The 15,532-nt window shown below is 52.4% G+C and carries 15 protein-coding genes; 1 reads left to right on the forward strand and 14 read right to left on the reverse strand.

From position 1 onward, the window contains the following. The 6 genes from Q7U71_05965 to purF all read right to left on the reverse strand — a co-directional run. A partial coding sequence (locus Q7U71_05965) for a FecR family protein (protein MDO9391303.1) occupies positions 1-446 on the reverse strand: 446 nt, incomplete at its 3' end. A 12-nt stretch (positions 447-458) separates the two neighbouring features. After that, the gene (locus Q7U71_05970) at positions 459-1,634 is read right to left on the reverse strand and encodes a flagellar assembly protein T N-terminal domain-containing protein (GenBank protein MDO9391304.1); all 1,176 of its coding nucleotides are present in this window, start codon (positions 1,632-1,634) and stop codon (positions 459-461) included. A gap of 156 nt (positions 1,635-1,790) precedes the next feature. Continuing rightward, the gene (locus tag Q7U71_05975) at positions 1,791-2,624 is read right to left on the reverse strand and encodes a hypothetical protein (protein ID MDO9391305.1); all 834 of its coding nucleotides are present in this window, start codon (positions 2,622-2,624) and stop codon (positions 1,791-1,793) included. A gap of 126 nt (positions 2,625-2,750) precedes the next feature. Beyond that, positions 2,751-4,064, reverse strand: a complete 1,314-nt coding sequence (locus Q7U71_05980; protein ID MDO9391306.1) for a hypothetical protein — start codon at positions 4,062-4,064, stop codon at positions 2,751-2,753. Positions 4,065-4,194: 130 nt separating this feature from the next. Beyond that, positions 4,195-5,529 (reverse strand): CsgG/HfaB family protein, encoded by a 1,335-nt coding sequence (locus tag Q7U71_05985; protein MDO9391307.1) that lies wholly within the window; start codon positions 5,527-5,529, stop codon positions 4,195-4,197. A 370-nt stretch (positions 5,530-5,899) separates the two neighbouring features. Continuing rightward, entirely contained in the window at positions 5,900-7,252 is a 1,353-nt protein-coding gene (purF, locus tag Q7U71_05990) for an amidophosphoribosyltransferase (protein ID MDO9391308.1), read from the reverse strand. Positions 7,253-7,533: 281 nt separating this feature from the next. On the opposite strand from purF, the gene Q7U71_05995 reads away from it, so the two are divergent. Continuing rightward, complete coding sequence (locus tag Q7U71_05995; protein ID MDO9391309.1) at positions 7,534-8,382, forward strand: class I SAM-dependent methyltransferase; 849 nt, start codon at positions 7,534-7,536, stop codon at positions 8,380-8,382. A 51-nt stretch (positions 8,383-8,433) separates the two neighbouring features. Here Q7U71_05995 and Q7U71_06000 read toward each other — a convergent pair whose 3' ends face one another. The 8 genes from Q7U71_06000 to Q7U71_06035 form a co-directional block, all read right to left on the reverse strand. After that, positions 8,434-9,198 (reverse strand): hypothetical protein, encoded by a 765-nt coding sequence (locus Q7U71_06000; GenBank protein MDO9391310.1) that lies wholly within the window; start codon positions 9,196-9,198, stop codon positions 8,434-8,436. Positions 9,199-9,250: 52 nt separating this feature from the next. Next, a complete protein-coding gene (locus tag Q7U71_06005; GenBank protein ID MDO9391311.1) occupies positions 9,251-10,114 on the reverse strand; it encodes a hypothetical protein in 864 nt (287 codons plus the stop codon). A gap of 11 nt (positions 10,115-10,125) precedes the next feature. After that, entirely contained in the window at positions 10,126-12,378 is a 2,253-nt protein-coding gene (gene purL / locus Q7U71_06010; GenBank protein MDO9391312.1) for a phosphoribosylformylglycinamidine synthase subunit PurL, read from the reverse strand. Between the two features lie 187 nt (positions 12,379-12,565). Beyond that, positions 12,566-13,306 (reverse strand): HD domain-containing protein, encoded by a 741-nt coding sequence (locus tag Q7U71_06015; protein MDO9391313.1) that lies wholly within the window; start codon positions 13,304-13,306, stop codon positions 12,566-12,568. Further along, entirely contained in the window at positions 13,303-14,001 is a 699-nt protein-coding gene (gene purQ, locus Q7U71_06020) for a phosphoribosylformylglycinamidine synthase subunit PurQ (GenBank protein ID MDO9391314.1), read from the reverse strand. Before purQ ends, Q7U71_06015 begins: the two co-directional genes overlap by 4 nt. After that, complete coding sequence (gene purS / locus Q7U71_06025; GenBank protein MDO9391315.1) at positions 13,998-14,249, reverse strand: phosphoribosylformylglycinamidine synthase subunit PurS; 252 nt, start codon at positions 14,247-14,249, stop codon at positions 13,998-14,000. The genes purQ and purS overlap by 4 nt, the downstream gene beginning before the upstream one ends. 112 nt (positions 14,250-14,361) lie before the next feature. Then, positions 14,362-15,099, reverse strand: coding sequence for a CDP-diacylglycerol--serine O-phosphatidyltransferase (gene pssA / locus Q7U71_06030; GenBank protein ID MDO9391316.1), 738 nt, complete (start codon positions 15,097-15,099; stop codon positions 14,362-14,364). Positions 15,100-15,193: 94 nt separating this feature from the next. Then, the coding region (locus Q7U71_06035) for a hypothetical protein (protein MDO9391317.1) at positions 15,194-15,532 on the reverse strand (339 nt) is incomplete at its 5' end.

Here is a 15,532-nt window from a genome sequence, read left to right on the forward strand (position 1 = left end):
GTGCCCCGGACCGCGGCCACCGCGGTGGGCGATTCCAGTTCGAATTTGCTCTTCTTGCTGACCTTGTTGACGTTGGCCCAGACCTTGCCGCTCCAGACCTTGCCCGTGGCCGTCAGCCCCTTCTTGGAATCCTTCTTCAGTTCGTCAATGGCCAGCTGGGTGTTGGCGTCCACCCGGATGATGCTGCCGTCCGAAAAGGCTATCTCGGCCCGGGCATCCTCGGTGCTCTTGACCTTGTCCCCGGCCGCCAGGGGCTGGTCAAAGGTCACTTTCTTCCAGTCGTTCTTGTTAGGTTTCTGGGTCTTGACGTCTCCCACCACAAAGGAGACCTTGGCCACCGGGGTGGCCTTGGCGGTAAGCTGAACTGTGGTGACCGTCAGGCAGACCAGCAGGACCGCGGCCAGCAGCCACAGCAGGCCGGCGTTGTTTTTATTTAATCCGGACATCTTAATTCTCCCTTATTGTGAGTTTGCCGGCCGGGCCTTCTTGGCCGTCAGCCTGAGGTTGATGCGGTTGGCGGTCCGGCTGAGTATCTTGACCGAGAACTTGGTGAAATTCTTGTAAAGCAGTTCCTGGGCCAGCTGGCTGCTGTTGAACTTGGTCTCCACCTCCACCAGGCCGGTGTTGCCGGTGATCTCCCGGTCGTTGACCGCCTTGACCCCCCGGACCTCGTATTTAAGGATGTTGACCAGCTCCTGGTAAAGGTCGTAATTTGAGGCCCCGGTGACGTTGAGGGTGACGGTGTTCCCGCCCCGGGCGAATTTCTTGACGATCTCCTCGGCCAGGTAATCGGCCAGCTTGGCGGAGGCCTGCTCGATGGCCTTGGTGCCGCCGGTGATCTCCTCGATGTGCACCGCCCGCCCGGTCTCCACCTTGGACACCAGGATCCGTCCGTCGTCGGTGTTGAAGGCCTTGACCGAGACCGTGGCCTGGATGGACTTCATCCCGCCCAGCATGTCGTTGGCCACCGTGGCCTCCTTGGCGAATGATTTGCCGGTGATGATCACCTCGGCCCCGGCCCGTTCCCCGATGAAGGCCGCCGCCTGGGCGTCCCCGTCCAAAGCCGCCAGGGCCTTGTCCCGGCGGATGCTCTTCTCGGCGGTCTCGGGATCCACAAAGTCAAACCCCTTGTTGCGCATGGCTTCTATGATGGTGTTCTCGGCCGTGCCCAGCTGGGCGTCTATCCCGCCGATGGCCGAGCTTCCCACGTTGCTTTCGGTGATCAGCACCATCAGCTTGGGGTTGCCGGCGCCGCGGATGATGTCGGCCATGTCCTCCTTGATGGCGCCGGAGCGCACCAGGGCCTTGACCTTGACGTTGTAGCTCAGGCCGCCGTCGGCCTCGCCCTCGCTGACAATGGAGTAGTTCTTGATGTAGCCCTTGGCCTTGGAATAGATGTTATCCTCCACAACCATGGCGTTCTCCACCATGGTACTGGAACTGATGACCGCCCCGGTCACCTGTTCCACCGCGTTGCGCAGGGCGTCCTGGGTGGCCACATCCCGGGCCTGGGCCTTGTCCCCATTCAGCACCGAAGCGGTTCCGTCGGTGGTGATGGTCTGGGTTGCTTCCTGGGCGGCCGCCAGGCCGGAGATGAATAAAAGGGCCAGGCTTATGTATAGTATTTTTTTCATTTTATCGGGATATTCCTTTTTATAGTATTGGATTAGGATCCGGCCTGATCAACTTGGGGCATCAAGCCAACAGTCAAAAGGGAGAACGGCGTTTTTAAAAATTTCCTTTTAAAAGGCTCGCTCTCCCTTTTATGACCGTAACCTGGACAAGTTCGGTTACTGTTTAAGAACTATGATCACCCGGCAGTTGTCATAGATGTCGGTGTTGTCGGCGATCACCGCCACATTCTGCACGTCGTTGTCGGAGATGATCAGGTCGGCCTTGTTGAGCCCCGAGGATTTGACGGCCCGTATCACCAGCGGATTGCTGCCCACCCGGGCGGCGTTGGCCCTGGCTTCTTCCATGGTCTTGGCGTAGATCACCACGCCGTTCTTGACCGCAGACTCACGGGGGACGAAATCCTGGCCGTAGATGCCCTCGCCCGATTCATCCAGCACGCTGGGCACCATGGCCGGCATGGCATCGGTCAGTGTGGCATCGATGATCAGGCCGGTGTAGGTCTGGGGCTCCTGGGCGTTAAAGCTAGAAGGCTGGTTCTGGTAGGTGGGGGTCTTGCCGCCCATCTGCTCGGGATAAAGCACGTCGCCCACCTTGCCGGTCAGCAGCATTTCCATGTCCACTTCCACCGAGCCATCCGACATGTAACGGGGTTTGGAGGTGAAGCGGAAGTTCTTGACGATGCCCTCCACCTGGGTCTTGATGATATCGGAGCTCATCATGGCGTTCTCCACCGTGGTCTCGGAGGTCAGCAGCACGCCGTTGAGGGTCTCCACCATGTTGCGCATGGCGTCAAGCTGGGCGGCCCGCAGGGCGTTCTTGCGCTGGGCCGAGGGCGGAAGTTTGGGGTTAAGGGCCCCGATGCCGGTGGAGGTGACCGCCTGGTCGGTCCAGTCTATCATGCCGGCGCCCTGGATGTTCTGTTCCACCTGGGCCAAAGCCAGAGAGGCAAAGCCGAGTATGGCCAGCAAGGCCAAAGTTTTCTTAAACATTTAAATTGTGCTCCTTATATTTGATTTACCGGAAATTGCTAAAGCAAAATATCAGGGTTTCACCGGGGTTAACGTCACCACCTCCTGTCGGATTTGATGTTTGATGGTATTGGTTTCAAATGAGCGTTAGAAATGAATGATGGCGGAGGCCATAATGTTATGGGACTTCTCGTCGACCTTACCGGTATAGCTGTAGAAGCCATCTGGATCATTATATTTTACGTCTTCATGGTTTGCCATGGTGTACTCATACGCCAGGTCAAACATTACTTTTCCCATTAGCAGTCCAAAACCACCGGTAAAGACCTTGCCCACTACTTGGCTGGTGTCTGTGCCATCATCATAAGAACCAGTATAAACTCTTGGGTCGGTTCTGAAACCTAACCTGATGGGAAACACTCCGGTGTTCCCTGTTATGATGTATTCCATTCCCACCCGGAACTGGTTGCAATCCTTCAAACCGGCATCTACAGTATAACCTTCAGAAGTGTATTCTGAACTTGAATAGGCTCTGCGCTCGAAATCTGCAGCCAAGGTAAGTTTATCAGTCGGTTTTAGGGCCACACCAAAACCGAACATGAAAGGCATTGTAACCTCAACATCGGAATATGACTCACTAATGCTTCCCGTTGTTAATCCATCCAAAGTCCAACCGGTACCAGTTAAATCCCAGTTTTCACTGGCAGAAGGTTCTTCTGTGAATGTGAACGGCAATCTGAACATTGCGCCAATATTCATTTTACTAAATGTGCCTAGAAAACCTAAATTCATATTTAATCCGGACAACTTAGATTCCGTGGAGTATTCATGGGTGGCAGAGGGATAATCTGTAAAGTTTTCTGTGTACTCGTACTTATAACCGTTGATTAGAATATTGGCAGCAGCACCAACCATAATCTGAGGATTCAATTGGATGGCTAAAGCCGGCGAAATGGCATCAATCCCTCCGGTGGTTTTTGCTTCATATTTATAGCGCAAAGTATCTGTAAATCCTTCGTATTCACCATCACCTTCTTCACCTGAGCCCATATCAATCATTCGCTGATAAGCAATTGCAAAAACCAGGTTATTTGCAGCGACCTTAGTGGGAATTATAAAACTTGCAAAGGCAGGGGCTATATGGCTGACCGATAAATCCCAATCATAAGTTTCGTTCCACTCAGGGTAATCCGGGAAGGTCATTGCACCTTCACCGGTAAACTTCTTCATATTGAATAATCCCACCACCGAGGCTTCGGGCTTATCCAACTGGGCCAAACCGGCCGGGTTCCAGCCTACTGCCGTGGCATCGTCCGCCACGCCGATGAAGGCACCGCCCATCCCGCGTGCCCTGGCCCCGGTGCCCATAATGTTATAGTCTATGTCATAGACACCCATTTGTGCATGCACCAAAGTACCGACAGCGGCTAACAGCACAAAGACCAGACCGACTTTACGCATGTTCTCTCCTTTTGAAATTAGGTTTGTGTTTTTCTTTTTTAGATTCCGATTAATATTCTAAAACACTAAAAATGGATTGCTTCGTCAGATACAATATGTAGATCCACTCGCAATGACTGGTTACCAAAGTCTACTTGGCCACCACTTTCTGGCCGACAGCCAGGGTCTGCCCTACTTCCTTTTCCAATATCTGAGCCTCGGACATTTTTTCCTGGACCTCGTTCAAAAGCAACTCGGCCACTTTGGTCACCTGCTTGCCCAGGATCTCGCCGGTAACCGGGTGCTTGATCTCCTCGCCTTCCTTGTAAACCACCACCTTCATTCCCTTGCGCATGCCCTTGGCGGTTCCGATATCCAAGAATACCTCTCCGGTGGGGTTGGACTTGATGACATAGCCTTCCACCAGCGGAATGTCGTTGTATATCTGGATGGAGATGTCTGTGGCCATGGTCTTGATGTCCTGGAGGGTGTTCTGGCCGCTGTAGGCGTCCTTGGCAGTGATCACGCCGCTGCTTTCGGTGTCTATCAGCCGGGCGTCCATGCCGATGCCGGTGGCGGTGGAGGAAATGGAACCCATCAGGATGGCGTCCACCCCTATGATCTTGCCCACTTTGACGGCCTTGGCCGGATCCAGGGCACCGGTCATGCCCAGTTTCTGCTCGCTTAAGACCTTGTCGATCTGGGAACGCTCGATGATCTTGAACCGTTTAAGGCTGTAAAGCGAGGTTATCATCTTGTCCTGGACGGTGTTGGTTATCTCGGCATTGCCGCTCCGGTTGTCGAACGGCAGCACCGCTATGGACAGCCGGGAGCCGACCTGGGTGACCCTGGAAGGATCGTAGGTCAGGGCGCCCACCGGCAGTTTGCCCTTGTCCAGGGCCACGGCCTGGTGCTGGCGCTCGGCCCGTTCAATGCTGTCGCGCTGAGCGGCCAGCTTCAGCTCCTCCTGGGCAGCCCGGCGGGCGGCTTCGGCGCTCATGTCCCGCTTGCGGGCATCCAGGGCCGCCTGTTCTTCGGCTATCCGCTTTTTCTCGGCATCCAATCGGGCCCTTTCCCTGGCCAGGTTCTCATCATCTGCCCGGGAGGCTACGGTAGCCGTAGGGGCTTCGCCATTGCTTATCTTGGCCCAGTAATCCTTGGAGCGTCCGGTGGATTTGAAGGCCATGGACAGTTCCATCTCCTTTTTGGCCTTATCCATGGATCCCAGGTTGTAATAGCAGATGGCCATCTCCCGGTGCGGGAAATAGTCAATGAAATGCATGCCGTAAGTACGGAACTGCGGCCGGTCATTGAACTCCAGGGAAACGGCGCTCTTGAACTCGTCAATGGCCCTGTCCCACTGGGCTTTCTTCATGTATTCCAGCCCGTTCTCGTAGTAATTATAGCTCTGTCCGCCCGCCCACAGCAGGGCCGGTACAAAAGCAACCAGAAGCAACAGGATTATAAGACTTTTAAGCTTTGACATTTGGACCTTTCTCCTTCTTTTTATTATATAACCACATTTTTATTTTAAAGTCAATAGTTTTAAAAAATATTTTGCAATTTTTTATTTTTAGTCTGGCACGGGCGGCAAATAATGAAACACTTGGCCCGCTTTATGCATAAACTAACAGCAATTAACTAGGCTAATCATTCCATGGTATTGACGCGAGCTTTAGCTCGTGGCGGAATGCAGGGCTTCTACAAGCGCCAAAGCTTTAGCGGAGGCGCTTCGTGTCCTCTCTGGGGCTTAAGCCCATCGGGTTTCATTAGATTGCCTGCCACGACCTTAAGGTCGTGGCAATAAGAGTAACCCCCGCCGGACAAACCCCGATTAACGAATAACGAGTTTCTATTTACTTGGTTGAAGGCGGATCTATCGGGTACTTCCCGTCCAGACAGGCGTAACAGAAGTCCTGGGACCTTTCCAGGCAGGATTTAAGCCCGGCCAGGGTCAGGTAATTAAGGCTCTCCACCCCCACAAACTCCCGGATCTCCTCCACCGACTTGGTGGAGGCTATCAGTTCGCTGATCCGGGGGGTATCCACCCCGTAAAAACAGGGGTGTTTGATGGGCGGCGAGGCGATCCTCAGATGGATCTGTTCGGCCCCGGCCTCCCGGATCATACCCATTATCTTCTTGGATGTTGTCCCCCTGACTATGGAATCGTCCACTACCGCGGCCTTCTTGCCTACCACGATGCTTTTGACCGGGTTGAACTTCAATCGTACGGCAAAATCCCGGATCTCCTGGGTGGAGCCGATGAAGGTCCGCCCTATATAGTGGCTGCGGATCAGGGCTAATTTATAAGGTATGCCGTTCTCCTCGGCAAAGCCCAATGCGGCGTTGTTGGAGGAATCGGGCACCGGCATCACGAAATCGGCCCCGGTGTACTGTTCGCTGGCCAGGCGCTGGCCCATCATGAACCGTTTTTTGGCCACGCTTTCGCCGAAGATCACGCTGTCGGGCCGGGAGAAATAGATATGTTCAAAAACGCAGTGCTTGTAGGGCTTGGCATCTATCAGGATCCTGCTCTCCACCCCCTGATCGGTGACGGTCAAAAGTTCGCCCGGGGTCACTTCGCGCTCAAAAATGCCGCCGATGGTGTCTATGGCGCAGCTTTCGGAGGCGAATATCCTGGTCGCCCCCTTGATCCCCATGGCCAAAGGACGGATGCCCAGCGGGTCGCGAAAGACGTACATGGTGCCCTGGAACATCAGGATGGCCGAATAACTGCCCTGTACGGTCTCCATCATCTTTTTTATGGCTTTGGCCATGTCGCGCTCCTGCTCATAGTAGCAGGCAATGCTGGCCACGATCACCTCAGCGTCGTTGGATCCGTAAGGAGTGAATCCCTGGGATTTCAGGTAGCGGGTCTGCTCCAGCATGTTGGTGATGTCGCCGTTGGAGACGATCACCATCCGGCCTTCCCTGGTCTCGGCGTAATGGGGCTGGGCGTTGGCGATGGAGCTGTCTCCGGCGGTGGGATACCGGGTATGGCCGATGCCCATCCTGCCCTTAAGCTCGGCCAGCACCCCGGGTTTGAAGATGTCGAACACCAGCCCCTTGTCCTTGACGATCCTGGACTGCTGGCCGTCCCACACCGCCATCCCGGCATTGTCCTGGCCCCGGTGCTGCAGGGAGAAAAGCCCCAGGTAAAGCAGTTCCGAAGCCTTTTCGTGATTGAATATTCCGCAGACTCCGCACATATTGGTAAATTGAAAAGTATGAATTAGTTAACGGGCTGTTTATATGAGAATTATATCATAAATATGCATCTTGTCAACAAAAACAACGGGAATTTCTATGCCACCAAGACACCAAGCCTGCACTGAGCGGGGCCGAAGTGGCACAAAACTGAAAACAACAAACAAGGAATAGAGCATAAAGCATATAGCTTACAGCTTGTAGGTTACTGGCTACCGGATACTGTCTACTGGCTACAGAATATTAGTTGACTGCCCCGCCCTTTTTATAGTATCATCATTTCATGAATATTCTTCATCCCCTAAACTTGAAAGACCACCAGCTGCTGGACAGCGGCCGGGGTCAGAAGCTGGAGCGTTTTGCCGGACGGCTCATCTCGCGGCCTGAGCCCAATGCCGTCTGGGAGAGAAAGCTGGACGATGGATTCTGGAGCCGGGCGGATGCCCGATTTGTAGATGGGAAGTGGGAAATTGGGAAATGGCCAAGTAAACCGTGGATCTTCAGTTACCAGAGTTTAATGTTCGAGCTGAAGCTCTCGCCCTACAAGCACACCGGCATCTTTCCCGAGCAGGCGGTCAACTGGGACTGGTGCGGAAAGTTTATCAGAGACTGCGGATACCGGCCCAATGTCCTGAACCTGTTCGGCTACACCGGGGCGGCTACGGTGGCCGCCGCCGCTGCCGGGGCCAAGGTGACCCAGGTGGACTCCTCCAAGCCGGCCGCCCTGTGGGCCAGGCACAACGCCGCCCTCTCGGGACTGGAGGAAACCTCCTTCCGCTGGATAGTGGACGACTGCACCAAGTTTGTGGAGCGGGAGGTAAAAAGAAAGGCCCGGTACGACGCGGTGATCATGGATCCGCCTTCGTTCGGCCGGGACCACAAGGGAAAGATCTTCCGTTTCGGGGACGATGTGCCGGAGCTGATACATAACTGCGGAAAGATATTGTCAGATGAACCACTGTTCTTCCTGGTCAACGCCTATTCCACCAACTTCTCTGCCCAGGCGCTAAAAAATCTGTTGGCGGACATTCTGCCGTTGAAAAAGATCGAATGCGGAGAGCTGCACCTGGAGGAAAAGGATACCGGCAGAAGCCTGCCCTGCAGTATTTTTGCACGATACCAACTACAATAAACAATTCAATATTAATAAATGAAGCCCAATCCAAATGGATTGGGCTTCATTTCAATTTTCCCTTTGAATAATTAATTGTGATCTTTTGTAATTTCTTTCATCCGGGAAAAGCAATATAATTGTAAAGGCACCTTTAAACACACTGCGCAATTTGTGCCAATTTTCTTTAAGATAATGCGTGGCGCCAATAGTAGCTAATTCTGACACTCCTGCGATGTAAAAATAAGTTTTATTATTAATTAATATTTTTTCAATAAATCCATATTGGCCTGTATAAGCACTTCCGTCATACGACACTGTTAAATAATCGTTCACAAAATTAATCTGTGAATGTTGTTCCAATAAGCCCGCTGCACGATTATATGCTGCCGAACCAACAGCTATAAAGCTCTCTTGGAACAAAACATCGTCCGGAATAGCTGGGTTAACTAAATCTATATGTATGGTCACGTCAGATACAAATAATTTTGATAATATACTGGGCCTTTCCGACACTGATGGCAATATGTAATTAAATATATCTTTGAGCATTAAAGCGACTTTAGTTTCTGCAAAAGCAAAGGTATGCCCTTTATAATTACGTGGTTTCCCATCAATTCCTATTGAACCTCCAGGGATGACATGAATATCTGATAAATATATTGTCAACTTTTTCTGTTTTTCTATTCCAAAATATTTTAACAATTTAACTCTTTCATTGACAATTACCAACCAGGCAATAAAAAAAATAGCAAACGTATAGGCTACATTCGCTGCTATGTTGATGAAAAAATCACCCCAAAGGTTTGACGAATTGTTATAAAACAAGAAGTACATTTATTACCTCACTTAAAACTATCCTACTATAGTATATGCATCTAAATTTTATTTACTTTGCCTTAATTACTCTATCAATCATTTCTACAATTCTATTCTCTATTTTAGGTTCACAAAATTTGCTGCAAGAGTTTTCATACTCAACATAGGTGTGGCCTGAAATATCTGATGGGGGGACAGGACTGGTTTTATCCTTCAAAGGAATAATTTTTATTCCCCAGGTTAATGCGACACCAACCTCAATCATAACATTGGGGTTTAGGTCCGAGATGTCAAAAATAGCTATATCAGAGCTAATGATTTCACGTGCGATATTATTAAACAGGTGCTCACCTAATCCGGCTGTCAATTTATTGAAAACTAAAGTTATTTGTTTATTTTCACTAATATTATATGTGTTTAAGCAATTGTGGAGGTATTTTTCAATATTGCTAATTAATAAACCAGTATCATAGTATGATGATTTATATTGCAAACCTAAAACAACGTATAATGACAATTTATCGTTTTTTCGTTTGTTCATATACGCCCAATCATTTTCTAGAAAACCGTAGGGCGAACCAACAGGAAATGCTGTTTTTAAATCATCTTTTAATGTTTTATTTTGCAATATTTTAGAGTAATCAATATTATCCCTTTGTTGACCAGGTCTCAATACTTCAAGTATCTTTTTATCTCTTCTATAGATATACTCACCCTTACTTTTAAGAATGATTGAATATTGTGAATTTTTTATTCCATCATCTTTCAACAACTCAATCGCACCCAAGGTGACTAGATAATCAATACCTCGAATAAAATCAGACTTTTCAACACCACATTTTTCTAATAGTATTTTATTGTCGATTCTTTCAATTTCATTTTCCACTAAAAATGAAAGAATGATTTTACCGTTTATTTCTATTGGGTCAGGCATTATAATCTCTATTATGCCATTTTCCTAGGTATCGCCTCTTCCCAGGCCTTCCTCAGCTCAGCTACTGGCAGGTCGACCATCCCCTTAATGACAAATCTGTCGCTTCCCACCTTCCCCAGCTTCATAACTTCAACCCCAAGGCGCTTGGCCTCGGCTTCCAGCTTCTCAGCATCCGCAGCCCGGCAGGAGACCACCGCCCGGGACTGGTTCTCGGCAAACAATTTGTGATCATTCCGTCCGGTCAGCCCGCTGAGATCGGCGTCCAGACCCAGCTCCCCTCGCTTTTCGGGAGAGGGGTTGGGGGAGAGGTCGCTGATGCAGCACTCGGCCAGGGCCACCGTCAAACCTCCTTCGGAACAGTCATGTGCCGATTTTATCAGCTTAGAGCTTATAGCTGAAAGCAAAAAGCCATGAAGAGCCTTTTCCTTCTCCAGGTCCAGTTCCGGACACTTCCCGCTTACCAGATTGTGAACTGTCTTCAGATATTCCGACCCGCCGATGTCCGGCTTGGAACTCAGGTTCCCGGCCAGATAAACAACGTCCCCCTCTTGTTTGAACCACTGGGTGGTGATGTTCGACAGGTCCTCGATCAAACCCACCATGCCTATCAGCGGCGTGGGATAGACGCTGTGGGTCAGGCTCTCGTTGTAAAAGCTGACATTGCCGGAGATCACCGGTATCTGCAGGGAATTGCAGGCGGCTATGATTCCCTCCACCGAACGCTTGAACTGGTAAAATACCTCCGGCTTGTAGGGATTGCCAAAATTGAGGCAGTCGGTCAGGCCCAGCGGCTTGGCCCCGGAGCAGGCCAGGTTGCGGGCGGCCTCGGCCACCGCAATGGCGGCGCCGGTGAACGGCTCCAGATAGACATAGCGCCCGTTGCAATCGGTGGTCAGGGCAATGGCCTTCTTGGTGCCCCGGATCCTTAGCACCGCCGCGTCCGAGCCGGGCAGCACCGCAGTGTTGGTGCGGACCTGATGGTCGTATTGCCTGTATACCCAGCGCTTGCTGGCAATGGTGGGCGCCGCCAAAAGTTTTAAAAGGGTTTGGCCGGCATCCTTGGGCTGAGCGACGGTTTCCTGGTCGAACCTGTGCAGTTCGGCCAGATATTCCGGCTCCCGGCTTTCCCGGTGATAGACCGGGGCGTCGTCCACCAGGGCGTTGACCGGGATGTCGGCGAAGACCTCATCCTGCCACTTGATCCGGACCTTGCCGTCGTCCGTAACCTTGCCGATCACAGCGCAATGCAGCTCCCACTTGTCGAAGATGGCCTTGATCTTTTCCGCGTTCTCCGGCGGGGCCACCACCACCATCCGCTCCTGGGATTCCGAAAGCATGATCTCGTAGGGGGTCATCCCGGTCTCGCGCAGCGGTATCTTGGAGACGTCCATCTCGATGCCGGTCTGGGCCCGGGAGGCCATTTCTATGGACGAGCTAGTCAGCCCTGCCGCCCCCATGTCCTGGATACCCACCGCCAGGCCGGAGTCTATCAGTTCAAGTGTGGCCTCCAGCAAAAGTTTCTTGGTGAAGGGGTCTCCGATCTGGACCGAGGGCCGCTTGGCCGCCGACTGCTCGCTCAGCTCCTCCGAGGCGAAGGTGGCCCCGTGGATGCCGTCGCGGCCGGTGGTGGCCCCCACCGCCAGGATGATGTTGCCCACCCCCTTGGCGATGCCCTTCATTATTTTCTTGTTCTCAACGATGCCCAGGGCCAGCACGTTGACCAGCGGGTTGGTGGTGTAGGATTCGTCGAAGAAAACCGAGCCTCCGATGGTGGGCACCCCCACGCAGTTGCCGTAGTCGGCGATGCCGGAGACCACCCCCCCGAACAGGTGGCGGACATGGGCGTCATCCAGCGAGCCGAAGTACAGCGGGTCCATCAGGGCGATGGGCCGAGCCCCCATGGTGAAGATGTCGCGCAGGATCCCTCCTATGCCGGTGGCCGCCCCCTGGTAGGGTTCGATGGCCGAGGGATGGTTGTGGCTCTCCACCTTCATGGCCACCCCCAGCCCGTCGCCGATGTCCACAATGCCGGCGTTCTCTCCCGGCCCCTGCAGCACCTGGGCGGCCCGGGTGGGAAAGAGTTTGAGCATGGCCTTGGAGTTCTTGTAGGAGCAGTGCTCGGACCACAGCACCGAGAATATTCCCAGTTCGGTGTAACTGGGGGTCCGGTCCATGATCTTAAGTATACTCTGGTATTCCTCGGGGTTTAGTCCGAAACTTTCGGCCAGCTTCAGGTTGACCTGGGGTTCTTGCGTCTTGCTCATGTGGTTTATATGTTTCCTTGTGTTTTGAATTACAAATTGTTCCAATTGGTAACACCCCCACCAGAGAGGATTTTTATCCGCAGATTAACGCAGATGAAAACAACGAGTCATTGCAAATTGTTCAAAGTTATTATTAAAACAATCTGCGATAATCCGTGAAATCTGCAGACGGGAAAACCCCGCCATTTCAGTAATAATTATAGAAGACCGGGAGATACTCGGTGAACTGGTTCTTGCCCGAGGAAATGGAACCCTTGCTCTTTTTGCGTTTGAGCTTGGGTTTCTTGTTCTTAATATGGTTTACAAAATAATCCACCACCTGGGGGTCGAACTGTTTGCCGGCATGGGCCAGCAGTTCGGCCTCGGCTTCCTTTTGGGGCAGGCCCTTTCTATAAGGCCGGTCGGCGGTCATGGCGTCGTAGGCATCGGCCACGGCAATGATCCTGGCTAAAAGCGAGATGTCGGGACCCCGCTTGTGGGCGGGATACCCGCTGCCGTCGAATTTCTCGTGATGGTCGCGGATGATCACCGCCGCCTGCTCCAGTTTGGCAAAGCCCGAAAGGATGTGAAAACCCCGCTCGGCGTGGTGATGGATCTCCACCACTTCATCGTCGCTGAGCTGGTCCTCTTTTTCCAAAGTATACTCATCCACCCCCAGCTTGCCGAAATCGTGCAGCAGGGCCGCCACCTCCAGTGTCAGCAGGTCCTCCCGGGAAAGCTCCATCTTAAGCCCGATGGCCAGGGAATAAAAGGTTACCCGTACCATGTGCCCGTCATAATACGGCACCAACTGGTCAACTTCCCTGGCCAGTTTGCGGATGCTGGGCAAAAGGCCGTCCTTGGGCCCGGCCAGTATCCGGTCCAGCCGGACCAGCAGCGAGGTGATGGCAGCCACATCGGTCTTTTTATGGACTGGCTTGTTCTTCATCCGGCTTTTTGCAGATGGGCTTTGATCGAGTCGAATATCATTTTGCCCTGGCCCGAGCCCAGCAGTTCCTCCATGGCCCTTTCGGGATGGGGCATCATCCCCAGCACATTGCCCTTCTGGTTGACGATTCCGGCGATGTTGTTCAGAGACCCGTTGGGGTTGTCGGCATCGGCCGCCTGCCCGTTCTGGTCGCAGTAGCGGAACACCACCTGGTGGTTGTCCTCCAGCTCCTTCAGCGACTTTTGGTCTATATAGTAGTTGCCTTCCTTGTGGGCGATGGGTATCCGTATCACCTGCTTTTTGGCCAGCTGGTTGGTGAAGGCCAGGTCGTTGCGCTCCACCGAAAGGTTGACCGTTTTGCAGACGAACTGCAGGCCCCGGTTGACCATCATGGCCCCAGGCAACAGGCCGGATTCCAGCAGAATCTGAAAGCCGTTGCAGATGCCGATCACCAGCCCGCCCCGCTCTGCATGTTCCTTGACCTTCTGCATGACCGGGGAGAACCGGGCGATGGCCCCGGTCCGCAGGTAATCGCCGTAGGAGAAGCCCCCGGGCAGGATGATGCAGTCGCAGCCCTGCAGGTCGGTCTCCCGGTGCCATATCCTGACGGGCTTTAAGCCCAGGCCTTCTTCCACCGCCTGGTGGCAGTCGTAATCGCAGTTGGAGCCGGGAAAGGTTATGATGCCGAACTTCATTTGCTCTCCCCGATGGTGAATTGGTATTGTTCGATCACCGGGTTGGTCAGCACCTTCTGGCACAGCTCTTCCACCAGCTTCTGGGCCTGGGCCCGGTCGTTCAGGTCCAGCGTCAGCTGGATCAGCTTGCCCATCCGGACATCCTTCAGCCCCTTATACCCGATATTCTCCAGGGAGCGGTTGAGCGTGGTTCCTTGGGGGTCCAGCACGCCATCCCTTAGGGTGACGCGGATCTCTGCCGTCAGCAATTTTTGTCCTCCGATTTATATTTGGGGTAACGTTGGGCAATTCATCCTACTACGCCACCTTAGAGGCTGCGTCGGACGAGTGAATTGCCCTTACTGAGTTGCCCTTACCAAGTTACCCTTGCTTAGTTATCTTTGCCCTTTTGCTGGCGATCTTGACCACCAGCCTCCGGATCAGCCCGAACAGTATATACAGGAACAGCACCGGGAAGATCACCAGCTGGGGCCTGATCACCAGACCGATCATGGCCAGCACCAGCAGGCTGTATATGAAATAGGATTTTACGTTCCTGGACGCCAGCTTGGGAAAAGGCGGATATTCCACCGGGCTGACCATCAGCAGGGCCAGCAGGGCTAAAAAGAACGGCATCAGGATGGGAGCAACCAGATCTATCTGCAGGTAGTTGGAAAATATCAGATACCCGGCCACGGCGCCGCCGGCGGCCGGGGTGGGCAGGCCGATGAACCCGCCCTTCTCCAGCAGGTTCTTCTGCTCCACGTTGAAGCGGGCCAGGCGGATGGCGCCGGATACCACGAAGGCAAATCCGGCCAGAACCCCGGCCAGGTTCAGGTCCATCAGGCACAGCGGGTAGATCAGCATCACCGGGGCCAGCACAAAGGAGACCATGTCCGAAAGCGAGTCCAGCTCCACCCCGAACCGGCTGGTCTGGTGGGTCAGCCTGGCCACCATCCCGTCGGTGGAATCGAAGAAGGCCGCCAGGATGATCAGCCAGGCCCCCCGGTAGCTATTGCCCCTAAAGGCTTCCATCACGGCCAGCATCCCGCAGAACAGGTTGCCGCTGGTGAATATGCTGGGCAGGAAAGATGGTGTTTTTATTTTGTGTGGAGGCATGGTGGTTTTAATCATTGTTTATAAATCGTGTTCATCTATATCATTAAAACGTATTTGAATATATTGGTCAGCATTATTTATTTGACCAGTATGTCTATTTTATTTGATTTTTTGAATTTATGAGGATTTCAAGATCCGCAGTTTTTAGCATTTCAAGTTTCTTTAACTTTTCCTCAAGAATTTCTCGATGACGCTGGATTCTTGATTCTGAAATCTCGTTCTCGGGCTTTCTACTTATCAACAAATCCCAAACAAATAAACCTATAGGGACACAAACCGACACAAGCATAATAATAAGTTTTGAATCCATAAAAAATGAAAATAGATTTCCATAATAATAAATCATCATAATTATTGTTATTGCAAAAAAGGAAAACATGCCAATATATAAAATGCGTTTCTTTTTAACAAGTCTTTTAATTTTGTAACGTTC

The organism is bacterium (assembly GCA_030655055.1).
GTDB lineage: Bacteria > Edwardsbacteria > AC1 > AC1 > EtOH8 > UBA5202.

What these genes read in the sequence shown, in the direction of transcription:
- Q7U71_05970 (MDO9391304.1), bottom strand. Translation starts at nt 1,634, where the DNA reads ATGAAAAAAATACTATACATAAGCCTGGCCCTTTTATTCATCTCCGGC.
- Q7U71_05975 (MDO9391305.1), bottom strand. Translation starts at nt 2,624, where the DNA reads ATGTTTAAGAAAACTTTGGCCTTGCTGGCCATACTCGGCTTTGCCTCT.
- Q7U71_05980 (MDO9391306.1), bottom strand. Translation starts at nt 4,064, where the DNA reads ATGCGTAAAGTCGGTCTGGTCTTTGTGCTGTTAGCCGCTGTCGGTACT.
- Q7U71_05985 (MDO9391307.1), bottom strand. Translation starts at nt 5,529, where the DNA reads ATGTCAAAGCTTAAAAGTCTTATAATCCTGTTGCTTCTGGTTGCTTTT.
- purF (MDO9391308.1), bottom strand. Translation starts at nt 7,252, where the DNA reads ATGTGCGGAGTCTGCGGAATATTCAATCACGAAAAGGCTTCGGAACTG.
- Q7U71_05995 (MDO9391309.1), top strand. Translation starts at nt 7,534, where the DNA reads ATGAATATTCTTCATCCCCTAAACTTGAAAGACCACCAGCTGCTGGAC.
- Q7U71_06000 (MDO9391310.1), bottom strand. Translation starts at nt 9,198, where the DNA reads ATGTACTTCTTGTTTTATAACAATTCGTCAAACCTTTGGGGTGATTTT.
- Q7U71_06005 (MDO9391311.1), bottom strand. Translation starts at nt 10,114, where the DNA reads ATGCCTGACCCAATAGAAATAAACGGTAAAATCATTCTTTCATTTTTA.
- purL (MDO9391312.1), bottom strand. Translation starts at nt 12,378, where the DNA reads ATGAGCAAGACGCAAGAACCCCAGGTCAACCTGAAGCTGGCCGAAAGT.
- Q7U71_06015 (MDO9391313.1), bottom strand. Translation starts at nt 13,306, where the DNA reads ATGAAGAACAAGCCAGTCCATAAAAAGACCGATGTGGCTGCCATCACC.
- purQ (MDO9391314.1), bottom strand. Translation starts at nt 14,001, where the DNA reads ATGAAGTTCGGCATCATAACCTTTCCCGGCTCCAACTGCGATTACGAC.
- pssA (MDO9391316.1), bottom strand. Translation starts at nt 15,099, where the DNA reads ATGCCTCCACACAAAATAAAAACACCATCTTTCCTGCCCAGCATATTC.